Origin of the sequence: Nitrosospira multiformis (genome assembly GCF_900110185.1) — a bacterium.
GTDB lineage: Bacteria > Pseudomonadota > Gammaproteobacteria > Burkholderiales > Nitrosomonadaceae > Nitrosospira > Nitrosospira multiformis_A.
Map to the genome: position 1 here is coordinate 151,854 of NZ_FOCT01000005.1, position 12,700 is coordinate 164,553.

Here is a 12,700-nt window from a genome sequence, read left to right on the forward strand (position 1 = left end):
GGAAGAGGACACCGGATTCTTAGCAGACTCATGAATATTTACGCCAGACAATAGCGGGCCAGCCGCCCTCCTCACGGTTAAGGAGGACCACTCCCCCGGCATGGACTTCTCCGATAACTACGCTGAGTGTCGTGAGAAAATAATTGCTGCTGGTGCCAATATCGTTTTCCTCTACCCCAGCGCCCTGAGGAAGACGGTTGAGAAAATCGGCATGATCACGAAAATGGGCGCGCGCGCGCTGGAGAGTCAATATGCGGGCATTTCCAATTCCCAGACCCTCAACAATGGCAGCAAGCACTTCGGGGGGCGCCGTGTTGACATTGACAGTGGTAAAGTTCGGCAGGGCCGTCACGAAGGGTCGCAAACGCGCGCGGATATCCCTGTTGAAACCGCGGATGCGGGCCAGTTCCGCTACATCGGTCAAGGGCCTGTTGGCAGTAAGGTAAGAAGGGTTCAGCACACCGTAATATTCATCCTCGGCGCCGTGCTGGGGACGAGGTTCGCTGTCAACGTCTATCCAGTCAGCCAATGCATCGGCAAGCGCACCCGGCAAATCGAGCAAGGCCAGCAAGCGCTTGAAGTAAGCAAGCTGTGTCGTACTGATTTTTCCATCGGGAGCCAGGTTATTCAGATTGAACAAGCCCTGCTGATCGTGGATGTGGCCCGTGAGTTCACCGTTTTCAACGGGCATCGCCGGAATCTGCAATGCCCATGGTTCGCCCAGGTGATCGACACTACCCATTCGGCTATCATCGCTCAGCACAGCCCGGACCCAGTCCACCCCCGCCTTGACCATCGCCTGCGCCTGAACGTAATCCTGCGCAAGCTGGCTTTGCCGTGACCAGATACCTTGGGTGGTAATGATCGCTGTTGCGGTTATCGACGCGAGCGCCACGACACCCATGGCAAGCACGACTGCTACCCCACGTTGTCCTGTTCTCATGGTTTCATTGGAAAATACGTTCTATTTCCTCCCCCGAGGCAAGGGCAATGCGCAGGCGCACGGCTTGGGGAATGGAAGAAATCGTAGACACCGGCGCGTCAGGTGCTCCGCTTGGCCACGCATTCACCCATGCACGATTTGCGGTAAGATAGTGCAACTCCATTTTCGCCACCCCAGCCAATACCGGATAACGCATGGCCACTGTCCGGGGACCGATGTCGAGACCAGGCCACAACCAAAGCTCGATTTCCCGTTTATCATTCAACTGGTAGGCGATCCGCCGTGCGACATCCGTTTCTTCGATGGAACCCAGACGACTGAATTCCATGTAAGGCAATAAGCCTCCATCGGGCGCCGCTTTAATCACTCCACGCCAGGCCGGCAAGACGCCTGAGCCGGTTCGAACCGGACGCGGTATCGCAAGTTGCACATCATGCTCAAACCTTGTCAGGAATAAATTTATGCGGCGCCATTTTTCAGTTTCCCGCTTGACATACTCTTGCGCGTCGAGTATCGCTCCAAGTCCACGATAAGACATCACTGCCAGCAAAGACAGAACAGTCAGCGCAACCAGCAGCTCAATCAGGGTAAATCCCCCGAATCCGATTTCACGCATGGATTTCATGGAAATGGATTATGAACATCTTCCTCGTCGGGGACATGAAGGCAAGAAGTCATAGGAGCGTTGAGCGGCAATCTTCCATTCCATATAAGCGGCCATTGCCCTGTTCCGACAGCTTGCTCACGGATTTCCCGGGACTGCCGGTTGCGCCAGATACCCTGTCAGATGCGCAAGCAGGTGCGATTCCCCAACAGGCGCAAATACCGAAATATTGGCTCGCCGAAATGAGGGATTTGCGGTTTCCGTAATATCCGCCCGCCACGTGAAGTCCATATTTCCTTGTTTTGCTGTTCCACGATATGTGCCGGGCGATGGCCAGGCGCCGCGGATACGCTGCTCTGTCAGAAGATTTTCCGCAACCCATCCCGCCAGCAGTCGCGAGCGCAATTCGCCGACATTGAGCGTGCCCTGCCCTGCGACCCGCAATGCGGCCATGAGAGCAACTGCAATGATTGCCAATGCGACCAGAACCTCAACCAGCGTGAATCCACGGTCTCTACCGCAGCTGCCGTGATATGATTTCATCATTCAGTCTTCCCTCTCCCGGCAATGCCTGCACATCGCCGACCGGAGATCCTGCGACTGTATAGCGCTCCGTCCCAAAAGATATCTTTATGGCATAAGCCGGCATGAAACCGTGAGGATTGAACTCCAGCCGCATGAAATCTGCTGGCGACATCTCGATCAACATCCCCACGATCTTCATCCCCTGCGGAAACTTCCGCTCACGGAAGAGATCACTGTTACGAATTTCCGACCAACCGGCACCCCGTTGATTCTCCCAGAACCGATAACGTGCGCCGTCTGTCGTCCAGGCGAGAGATCTTCCTGACATACCCGCCTCGGCCCTCGCCAGGTCAAGGAGTTGCGCCAGCCGTTCCGCTTCGACACGAAGAAGAGCCCGTTCGTCCGGTTGCATTGTACTGCTGATCAGTCCGGCAAAAAGCCCGATGATCACCAGTGCGACAAGCACTTCAATGAGCGTGAATCCGCCTCCGGCTTTTATCTCAGTCACGAATCCTGTTGGCCTTACAGATTCCAGGAGCCGATATCCGCATCGTTACCGTCTCCCCCGCGGGCACCATCTGCCCCGAAACTGAAAACGTCGATTTCGCCGTGAACCCCAGGGTTCAGGTATTGATAAGGGTTGCCCCAGGGATCCTTCGGAAGGCGCTCGATATATCCTCCGGCTTTCCAATTGGGTGGAATCGGTGGATCGGTCGGCTTCGTTACCAGCGCCTGCAATCCCTGTTCAGTCTTGGGGTAGCGATGGTTGTCGAGACGGTACAGCTTGAGCATCTGCATCAAGCTTGCGACATCCTGTTTTGCTGCGATGATACGTGCTTCGTCGGGACGACTGATGATTTTCGGCACCACCATTACAGCGAGAATTCCTAGAATCACGACGACCACCATGACCTCGAGCAAAGTAAAGCCGCGCTGCCTTCCGCACGGTTCATGCTCCAGGGCGGTCAAATGGCCTGGAGCGCGTGGTCTTTCAGAGAGCAGATTGGGAACTGATTTCTCCATCATTTTTATGTAAATACCTATCAAAAAACGAACAAAATGGCACGAAGATTACTCAAGAAACTGTTCATTGTCGATTCCGGTTTTGCACCATGGCACGCGCCTCCCGATCTGTCCTCATAATCACGTCTCGATACAGCGCAACATTGGCCTCACCGATAAAAATTTTCAGCTGCACTGGGAATTGACGTCAACAATAATCTCAAAAAAAACATATCCCTTATTTGCCAAAAAGGAATAAATTAACGCTTATTTTGCATGTTTAGAATCAGGAAAGCCGGAAAACAAATGACAGACGGGAAAAACGTCTGCAGTTGCATCAAGCATGGAATTTTTCATACGCAGCAATTTTCATTATCAAACTTCCAAAGGGGAATACACTTATCATGCCAATATCATCATTAAAGGATATCTGCATCTACAGATATGTTTCTATCGCCGCCATGACCGCCCTGCTCCATCCGGGAGTCAGTCTCGCTGGTGGAAACGAAGTCAACTTCTCGCTCACGGATAACCCTGCCCGCTGGTTTGATACCGGCGCAACAATTGCCGGCACTCGTTCCCTTGCGGTGGCAAAACCGGGTGTGCGGGTAAATTTTTCAGGGAATTCAAACACGGTTCACACCCGAACCAGCGTAATTTATCCAACAGGCGCAGCGGGTATGCCGTTTAACACCTCGCCAAGAAAAGGCGGAGACAGCGTTACCTTGAAAACCCCTGGTTTGTATGTCTTTACCTGCAGTATCCATCCCTACATGCTAGGCGCCGTCATTGTCGATGACCCGAATACGAGCGGGCTGGATTTGGGGAACTCTATCAGCTTGATCAACGGCATCACAGTTCCAAGCAGCAGTGATCTCGCCACCCGTTTGCTGCACACCTTCTTTGTCGCGACCAATCCGGCAAACTGGCAGAATTATGCCTCCAATACGCCCTGGCACATCACCTATCCGAATGTGGATGTCCGGGTGGATATAGGCGTAGTCAATCTACCTGCTGTGCTCAATGCCCGTTATGGGAATGATCGCGTCCTGGAACCTCTCCAGAATCCGGTCATGCCGGCAGTGGGCGAAGTATGGGTGGCAACGCAGTTCGAAACCGCTTCCGGCAAATCCAAGCCAGGCACGGTCACCGCCGTAAGTGGCGCAACGTGGCAGGTAACCCGAAAGGTCGCATTGCCGTCGATCAACATGAATAATGCGCACAACATGTGGACCGATAGAAATCAGAATGTCATTTACGCGACGCAATGGTTCGACAGTAAATTGACTGTCTATGATCGACAGACAGGAGCGCTGATTCGCAATGTGTCGGTAGGAGAAGCACCGGCTCATGTGATGACGCGGACGGACACCGATGAGCTTCATGTCACCAATAATGGAGATACGCGGACAGACTCGGTCATGGAACTTGCGCCACTTGCGACCGGAGTGGAGCGGCGTATAGATATCGGACGGGGAAATGCTCATGCGCACTGGATGAGCCATGATGGAAAAAAAATGGTTACCCCGAATGTCCTCACGGGAGATACCACACAGTATAGCTTCGGCTCAAACAGTGTCGAGTCCATTCTGCCCGCGAGCACTCCCTTTGGTCACCCGCTGGCCACGGGAATGATGCCGGATGCCAGCAAGTATTATGTGGCTAACATGTTGGACAACACGATGACGGTGATCAACATGAACACTCATGCCGTTATCAAGACCATCGATCTGATTGCCAACTATAACCCGGTCACCGGCGCAATTACCGGTCCTGTAGGCGCTCTGCCGATTCAAACTCCTGTCTCTCCGAATGGGAAAAACATGGTGACCGCCAATATGCTCACCGGGACCATCACAGTGATCGATACTCGTCCCGGCGTACCAACTTCAGACACGGTTGTTGCCATGCTTCCATGTGATCCCGGCTGCCATGGCGTGCAGTATGGCGCCAAGCAGGGAGGGGGATACTATGCCTATGTTGCGAGCAAATTTTCGAATAGATTACTCGTCGTCGATCCCGATCCAAATGGAGATGGCAATCCATCGGATGCTGTAATTGCGGGAAAAGTAGGACTCTTCGCGTCTGCGGGAACTCAGCGTGATGCTACCATTACCGGGAATCCGGGGATGGGAGGTCAAGGTGTCCTCCCGGTCCCCGTCATCTACAATGGCTGGGTTCAGAATTTACCCGCCACATGGAAAAGCCAGTTGACGGCTGCTCAACAGAACCCGGCCCAGTAGCGGTTGTAAGATTATTACCTGGGGTAGAAAACTCCAGGCGATGGAAAGCGGTGAGATGGCTCGACTGTCTCACCGATTAAAAACTGGGTTGCCCTAGGCAAGATTGGCCGCAGCACCTCGACAGTACCGCCTGGATGTGACCGCAGCGGCCATCGTCACATCACCCATTCGCCGCGCACAGGCGACATCCTGTTATCTCTGGGGCAACCGCAGGCGCATTATTCAATAGATTCCACCCCCCGGCTGAGACGAGACCAACACACCGGTTTCAGCTGAAAGGTCATACCTGGTTGTGCCATTTCCCGGACTCGTCCACCGGCCGAGATGGAATGATCCCGATCCCGAAAGTCGGTCTACCATGACATTGCGGAAAGTCAGAGGCTGACCGCTTTGACAGACGGTTGGGGCAATTGTGGGCCTTAGAAAATATGCCGAGCCGACACCCAGGCGGATTGCAATGCCGTTGTCAATCGCCAACGCGGTTTCGACATCCAGACCAATGCCTCGGGCGGATTCAACGCTTACCCATTGGTCCTGGATGGTGCGCGCGAGAAAGGTGAGAAGGCGTCCCATCCGGTCACGCGTGTCGAGATGCGCATCGGCAATTACCCCATTCAAGCCCGGCGCAGTCAGAAATTCTCGATCGAGAGTCATGCGACGGTTATAAGGATCGGCCAGCGCATCGTCAGAGTACACCGTGCCATTCAACGCTACGAAGTCAAACTGACCGAGAACTGCAAGTCCCGCGCTGGTGCCCCCGATAGGTGCATTGCGGCCAATCAGTTCATTAATCGCCGTTTCGAGCGCAGTTCCTTTCCAGAGATTAATGTAATCACTCTGGTCGCCGCCCGCGATAAACAAAATTTCCGCTTTTTTGATCCGATCGAGCACGAACGGATCGCTGGCCGCCTCACGCGTCTTTATGACCAGTGTCTCGATGGAATCTATACCGCCCATGTCGTAGACATACTGGTTGTAGCCGTCGGCCCCCCGTACACGGATCACCACAAAGTCGCCGCCTCCCGCCTTCTGGATCATCCACTTGAATGCAGCGTCCACGTCGGGACCTCCGCCCATCAGGAGAGTTGATGGCGATGGTGGCCTTTGCGGCAGGACAGCATCGACCGCGTTGCCCGTAAGGTAATATTCGTAGCCTTTAGGCTTGGGCTCTGCCAAAACCCCAAAGGCCGTGAAGACCGCCGCAGAGGCCAGGGTAAGGTGTGCAAAAAGCCGCGGGAAGGATTTATTAGCACAATCTCTGATATCCATTATCTCCCTTTAAAGAGAAGGATCGGGCTAAACAGGACCGATCACTTGTTTTGTTCGAGTAATGCCATTGGCGCCAAATGCTTTCAAGCGAAAAGAAGATGAAAACAGGGTTTAATTCCGTTCCGGACAGAGTTCATAAAGGAGTATAAACATGTTTATGTTAGCAGCTATTCAGCTCATACGCGGCCACAGGCAACGTGGAATACACTCGCACAACTTCGCCAGGCCTCAATACGCTTGAACAAGGTACAATTGCACTCATGAGCAATTCAGCAAAATCTGACCGATAAAAAGTGACGACACCAATCTCACTGAACATGCATCAATCTCCACCATGAACTATCGTTTTTTTCAGGAACGGGTTATAAGAATCCATTCCTGATCGAAACTCTCCGATTTTTACTTCAGCCGTATTGAAAAGTTAAGCATTAAAGCATGCCGGAAATCTCGATCGACCGGTCGAATCGTGCGCAAACAGCCCTTGTATATTTAATCATCCTCGCTGCACTCGCGCTGCTTGGAGGGGTGCTGTTGTACTGGACACGCCTTTGGTTCATCCCCCACCCTCAACCCAACCTCGAGTCAGGCACGCGTGCGGACGTGGAAACAGTCGAAGATGTATCGATGGTGAATAACCTGTTCGGTATTGCACAACCAGAACAGCCATCCATTGCTGTTCCTGTCGGACCTGAGGTCAGGCTGTTCGGGGTTGTCGCCGCTTCCGGGCACGGGCAGGGCTATGCGATCCTGCAAGTGGATGGAAGAGAGACGCTTGCGGTGCGCGAAGGTGAAAACATCGCTCCCGGCCTCCAGCTGGCTGAGGTTCACACCGAATATATTGTCCTGGAACGTGACGGAATGCGGGAAACATTTGCATTGCAGCGTCAGAATCCGCCTGCAGACCCTACTCGTCCGGTAGAGACAGACTTGCCTGTCGAACTTCACGCGCCGGTCATAACTGAGTGATGTCGTCATCTCATGGGCTACAGAGGTAAAATCGTGCGGCATCGCTCGCTATGTGCAGTTTTTTTATGGATGGCAGTGGCAGGCTGGGTTACCGAGGCTTGGGCCGTAAATCCCTCTGCCACCCTGCCCGTCGAGGAAATTGGCGTCCCGCCGAGCGTCCTGCCGGAAGCGGATTCCCTGCGCGCCAGTAAACCCAGGTCTTCTGCCGGTCAGGATCTCGTTACACTCAACTTCGTCAATGCCGATATTGAAGGGGTAGTGAAAGCAGTCAGCGAAATTACCCGGAAAAATTTCATGCTCGACCCCCGCGTCAAGGGTACGATCAACATCGTTTCAGCCAAGCCAGTGCTGAGGTCGTCAGTCTACGAAGTATTCCTGTCGGCATTGCGATTGCATGGATATGCAGTTGTTGAGGATTACGGCATCATCAGGATCGTTCCGGAAAGTGATGCCAAGCTATACCAGGGCCCGATACTTGGTCCCACGAACAAGCGGCAGCTCGCGGGCGACCGTATCCAGACACAGGTATTTACGCTGCAGTACGAATCCGCGGTGCAGATGGTGCCGATCCTGCGTCCATTGATCGCTCCAAACAACAGTATCACTGCAAATCCCAACAGTAACACCCTGGTTATTACAGACTACGCGAGCAATCTCCAACGCCTGGCGAAAATAATTGATTCGATGGATCAGCCAAGTGGAACCGATCCTGTCTCGATACCTCTTCAGCACGCCTCGGCGATCGATGTCGCGCAAACCGTGAACCGGCTGTTTTCGGAATCGACGCAGTCCCAGGCCGAGGGCGCCGCGGACCCCACCCAGCAGCGTTTCACGGTCGTCGCCGACGCCCGCTCGAATACCCTCCTTGCACGCTCCGGAAACCGGGCAGCGCTTGCGCGTCTACGCCAACTGGTAACAGTGCTCGATTCTCCCACCAGCGCTGCCGGCAACATGCACGTCGTTTTTCTCAAGAATGCCGATGCAGTCAGGCTTGCCGAAACCCTCAGGGCGATCTATCACAACATGGCGTCCCCGGTTTCCTCATCTTCAGGACTGAGTCAGGCAACCGGCACGGCTTTTGGAACGTCTTCCCTGGGTACATCCACCAGCGGGGGGATGGGTGCCGCCTCGGGTACCTCAATGGGCGGCTCGATGGGCACTTCCATGCCCGGTTCCAGCCTTGGTGCGGGGACTGTTCCCGCTGCTTCCACCGTCACCCCGGCTCCGATGCAAACTGGCGCAACTTCCGCCACGCCCGGCATCATTCAGGCGGATGCAGCCACCAACTCGATCATTATTACTGCTCCGGATGCTATTTATAATAATTTGCGGGCGGTGGTAGAGAAGCTCGACGTGCGCCGCGTGCAGGTTTATATTGAAGCGCTGATTGCCGAAATCACTGCCGACAGAGCCGCGGAATTCGGCATTCAGTGGCAGAATCTGAGCAATGCTGCCCAAGGCGGCACCCAGGTTTTCGGAGGCACCAACTTCAATGCGGGCACTGCCGGGGGCGGCAGTATCATCTCCACCGCCCAGAATCCGATAGCGAATGCAGCCTCCGGTCTGACTATCGGCATCATGAATGGCCTTGTCACGGCTATTCCCGGCATCGGCCCTGTTCTCAACATTCATACGCTCATCCGCGCGCTGGAAACGGATGCCAATGCCAACATTCTTTCCACTCCCACCCTGCTGACACTGAATAACGAAGAAGCCAGAATCATCATCGGGCAGAACGTTCCGATTCCCACCGGCCAATTCATTCCGCCAGTGGGCGGCGCCGTTACCTCCCCGTTTCAAACCGTTTCACGCCAGGATGTGGGACTATCATTGAAGATCAAGCCCCTTATCTCGGAAGGCAACACTGTCCGTGTGCAGATTTTTCAGGAAGTCTCGAGCGTCGTTCCTGGCACGGTCAACGCCACCAACGGGTTGATTACCAACAAACGCTCGATAGAATCGACAGTGCTGGTGGACGACGGGCAGATTCTCGTACTCGGCGGTCTGATGCAGGATTCGGTAAATGACTCGGTTGAAAGAATTCCACTGGTCGGAGCGATTCCGCTGTTCGGACAATTGTTCAGTTACAACAAGCGCTCACGCAACAAAACCAATCTGATGGTATTCCTGCGGCCGACACTGATGCGAGCGAGCGACGCTGCCGATCCGCTTTCTGATGCACAGTACGATCGGGTGCTGGGCGAACAGAAAAAAGTGAGACCCAGGTTTAATCTTGTGCTTCCGGATATGGAATCGCCTACTTTGCCGCCGCGTCAACCGCCGCCTGTCATTCTTGATGACAGCGTCACTCCCGATAATCCCGAGATCTCCAATGTTCAAGGCAACTGGGATACCGGGGGAGTGATGGATAATACACCCTGAAACCGGGTCGAGATAATGGCGTCTGACAGGATTCCTTATGTCTTTGTCAAGACAAATGGAGTTGCCGTGATGAGTGTCACGAGCGATCACGCAGAGGTGGTGGTGCGCGGCGAAGTCCAGGCCGGAGCACTGGCGGAGGTGCGTCGCGTTCTGGGCGTGCCTCTGCGGGCACGACGCCTCGCTACCGACGAGTTCAATGAGATCGTTGCGGCGCTGTATAACGGCGCAAACGAAGGCGCGGCCGCGCTCGCAGATGATCTCGCACAGGATATAGACCTCTCGAGATTACTGCAGGAGCTGCCGAAGGTCGAGGACCTGCTCGAAAGCCAGGATGATGCTCCGGTCATCCGGCTGATCAACGCGCTCTTTACACAGGCGTTACGCACCGCAGCTTCCGATATCCACATTGAGCCATATGAAACACGTTCGGTTGTACGGTTGCGAGTGGACGGCACGTTACGCGACCTGATCGAACCGGCGCGCGCATTACATGCCGCCCTCATCTCACGCATCAAGATCATGGCGCAACTCGACATTGCGGAAAAACGCCTTCCGCAGGACGGCCGGATTACATTGAGGATGGCAGGCAGGCCAGTCGACGTGCGCGTATCCACCATCCCCACCGCACACGGCGAACGCGCCGTATTGCGTTTGCTGGACAAGCAGGCTGGCCGCCTGGACCTCCCTCGGCTTGGCATGGATGAAATCACCTTGACTTGCATGGACAGGCTTATTCGCGAGCCCCATGGCATTATTCTCGTAACCGGCCCCACCGGATCGGGTAAAACAACCACGCTTTACGCCGCCCTGTCAAGGCTGGATTCCGCGTCGCTCAACATCATGACGGTTGAGGACCCCATCGAGTACGATCTTGACGGCATCAGTCAGACTCAAGTCAATCCACGAATCGAAATGACGTTTGCACGAGCCTTGCGGACAATCCTGCGGCAAGACCCGGATGTCATTATGATTGGAGAGATTCGCGACCTCGAAACCGCACAGATCGCGGTACAGGCCAGCCTTACGGGCCATCTGGTATTTGCGACTCTGCATACCAATGATGCGATAAGCGCCGTGACCCGGCTTGTGGACATGGGAGTCGAGCCGTTTCTACTGGCATCGAGCCTGATTGGCGTAGGGGCGCAGCGTCTGGTGCGGCGGCTCTGTCTGGAATGCCGCCAGCCCTGGGACGAGGCCATGGGAGAATCTCCTTCCCCGGGCTCTTTTTCGGCTTCCGGAATTTTATACAAGGCACAGGGCTGTGCTGCATGCAATCACTCCGGCTATCAGGGACGCACCGGGATTTATGAATTGCTCGCGGTTGACAACGATCTGCGCCGGCGAATTCATGATCGCGTGTCTGAACAAGACCTGCGAGAGTATGTGATTTCCGCTGGAATGCGCTCGTTACGTGATGACGGCATGCGCCTCGCTACCCAGGGCATCACCAGCTTGGAGGAAGTCGTGCGTGTGACACGCGAATAGCAGTTCCATATGGAAGCGTATCGCTACGAAGCGCTTGATTCCGAAGGCCGCAGGGTAACGGGGGTGCTGCAGGCTGATACCGCCCGCCAAGCGCGGGCGCAGTTGCGCGCACAGGGCTTGCTGCCTTCGGCCGTCGATCAGGTCCGCGGTCGCGAGCGTGACCAGGCACCCTGGGTCCGAGGGCTACGCCCGGAGCAGCTGAGTCTACTGACACGGCAGATGGCTACCTTGCTGACCGCCGGTCTGACAGTCGAGCAGTCGCTTGCTGCGCTGATCGAATCCGCCGAGGAACCGATGACACGCGAAGTGCTCGGCGGTGTCAAAACAGAGGTGATCGCCGGGCTTTCCCTCTCTGCCGCGCTGGGCAGCTACAGCAGGAGTTTTCCTGATTTCTATCGGGCGCTGGTACATGGCGGGGAAGAATCGGGCACATTGCCGCTGGTACTGCGTCATCTTGCCGAGTATCTCGACGCACGCCAGACACTAAAACAGAAAACCAGTCTTGCGCTCCTTTACCCGGCACTGGTGACCATCATTGCCATTATCATTGTTGCCGGTCTGCTCATGTATGTGGTTCCCCAGGTAGTGCAGGTATTCCAGCATTCTCGCCAGAGCCTGCCTCTCCTGACTCGCGCACTGATCGGGTTGAGCGATTTCCTTCTCATGTCATGGCCCTATCTGATTATCGCCATTGTCGGCGGGGCACTTTCCGCACGCGTCGCGCTACGGCGTGATGACACCAGATACCGATGGCATGCTTTGATGCTGCGCACGGCATGGCTGGGATCGTTGATTCGCAGCAGCAACACATCCCGTTTCGCCAGCACGCTTTCCATTCTAGTCGGAGGGGGGGTGCCGCTTCTTAAAGCGCTCAGTTCCGGTGCGCGCGTGATGAGCAACATGGTCATGCGTAAAGCGATCGAAAATACCATTGAACAGGTCCGCGAAGGCGCGAGTCTCTCCAGAGCGCTGCGGGAAACCCGCGTGTTTCCGCCACTGCTCGTGCATCTGGTGGCAAGCGGGGAAATGAGCGGCAAGCTGAAAGAAATGCTGGAACGCGCCGCCCAGCTCGAAGCCCAGGCACTGGAGCGGCGGCTGGGCGTCTTTTTAACGCTGCTGGAACCGATAATGATCCTGGTAATGGGAGGCGTGGTGCTGATGATCGTTCTTGCCATACTGCTCCCCATCATGGAAATCAATCAACTGGTGCATTAACATCGGTTAATTTTTGTATCCGCCACTTTATGATAAAGATAAAGAATCTTCACGCAGGCTCCCCGG

Annotated in this window: 11 protein-coding genes; 5 read left to right on the forward strand and 6 right to left on the reverse strand. The window is 55.0% G+C overall.

The features are described 5' to 3' along the window. Positions 1-28: 28 nt before the first annotated feature. The 5 genes from gspK to gspG all read right to left on the reverse strand — a co-directional run bounded on the left by gspK (position 29) and on the right by gspG (position 3,098). The gene (gene gspK, locus BMY01_RS07490) at positions 29-943 is read right to left on the reverse strand and encodes a type II secretion system minor pseudopilin GspK (RefSeq protein WP_074745802.1); all 915 of its coding nucleotides are present in this window, start codon (positions 941-943) and stop codon (positions 29-31) included. 4 nt (positions 944-947) lie between these two features. Further along, positions 948-1,559: a type II secretion system minor pseudopilin GspJ gene (gene gspJ / locus BMY01_RS07495; protein ID WP_254772653.1), complete on the reverse strand. Its 612-nt coding sequence runs from the start codon at positions 1,557-1,559 to the stop codon at positions 948-950. A gap of 126 nt (positions 1,560-1,685) precedes the next feature. After that, positions 1,686-2,093: a type II secretion system minor pseudopilin GspI gene (gspI, locus tag BMY01_RS07500; RefSeq protein WP_081353823.1), complete on the reverse strand. Its 408-nt coding sequence runs from the start codon at positions 2,091-2,093 to the stop codon at positions 1,686-1,688. Beyond that, complete coding sequence (locus tag BMY01_RS07505; RefSeq protein ID WP_074745806.1) at positions 2,062-2,580, reverse strand: GspH/FimT family pseudopilin; 519 nt, start codon at positions 2,578-2,580, stop codon at positions 2,062-2,064. The genes gspI and BMY01_RS07505 overlap by 32 nt, the downstream gene beginning before the upstream one ends. 14 nt (positions 2,581-2,594) lie before the next feature. Continuing rightward, positions 2,595-3,098: a type II secretion system major pseudopilin GspG gene (gene gspG, locus BMY01_RS07510; protein WP_302848422.1), complete on the reverse strand. Its 504-nt coding sequence runs from the start codon at positions 3,096-3,098 to the stop codon at positions 2,595-2,597. A gap of 380 nt (positions 3,099-3,478) precedes the next feature. Here gspG and BMY01_RS07515 point away from each other — a divergent pair, with 380 nt between their 5' ends. After that, positions 3,479-5,317 (forward strand): copper oxidase, encoded by a 1,839-nt coding sequence (locus BMY01_RS07515; protein ID WP_074746008.1) that lies wholly within the window; start codon positions 3,479-3,481, stop codon positions 5,315-5,317. A 222-nt stretch (positions 5,318-5,539) separates the two neighbouring features. Here BMY01_RS07515 and BMY01_RS07520 read toward each other — a convergent pair whose 3' ends face one another. Beyond that, positions 5,540-6,586: a cyanophycinase gene (locus BMY01_RS07520; RefSeq protein WP_074745809.1), complete on the reverse strand. Its 1,047-nt coding sequence runs from the start codon at positions 6,584-6,586 to the stop codon at positions 5,540-5,542. 435 nt (positions 6,587-7,021) lie between these two features. Here BMY01_RS07520 and BMY01_RS07525 point away from each other — a divergent pair, with 435 nt between their 5' ends. The 4 genes from BMY01_RS07525 (at position 7,022) to gspF (ending at position 12,634) form a co-directional block, all read left to right on the forward strand. Further along, on the forward strand, positions 7,022-7,552 hold the full coding sequence (locus BMY01_RS07525) for a type II secretion system protein N (RefSeq protein WP_074745811.1): 531 nt from the start codon (positions 7,022-7,024) through the stop codon (positions 7,550-7,552). 69 nt (positions 7,553-7,621) lie between these two features. Beyond that, on the forward strand, positions 7,622-9,934 hold the full coding sequence (gene gspD / locus BMY01_RS07530) for a type II secretion system secretin GspD (protein WP_254772654.1): 2,313 nt from the start codon (positions 7,622-7,624) through the stop codon (positions 9,932-9,934). 15 nt (positions 9,935-9,949) lie between these two features. After that, positions 9,950-11,419, forward strand: a complete 1,470-nt coding sequence (gene gspE, locus BMY01_RS07535) for a type II secretion system ATPase GspE (protein WP_074745816.1) — start codon at positions 9,950-9,952, stop codon at positions 11,417-11,419. 9 nt (positions 11,420-11,428) lie between these two features. Further along, positions 11,429-12,634 (forward strand): type II secretion system inner membrane protein GspF, encoded by a 1,206-nt coding sequence (gspF, locus tag BMY01_RS07540; RefSeq protein ID WP_074745818.1) that lies wholly within the window; start codon positions 11,429-11,431, stop codon positions 12,632-12,634. Positions 12,635-12,700: the final 66 nt, after the last annotated feature.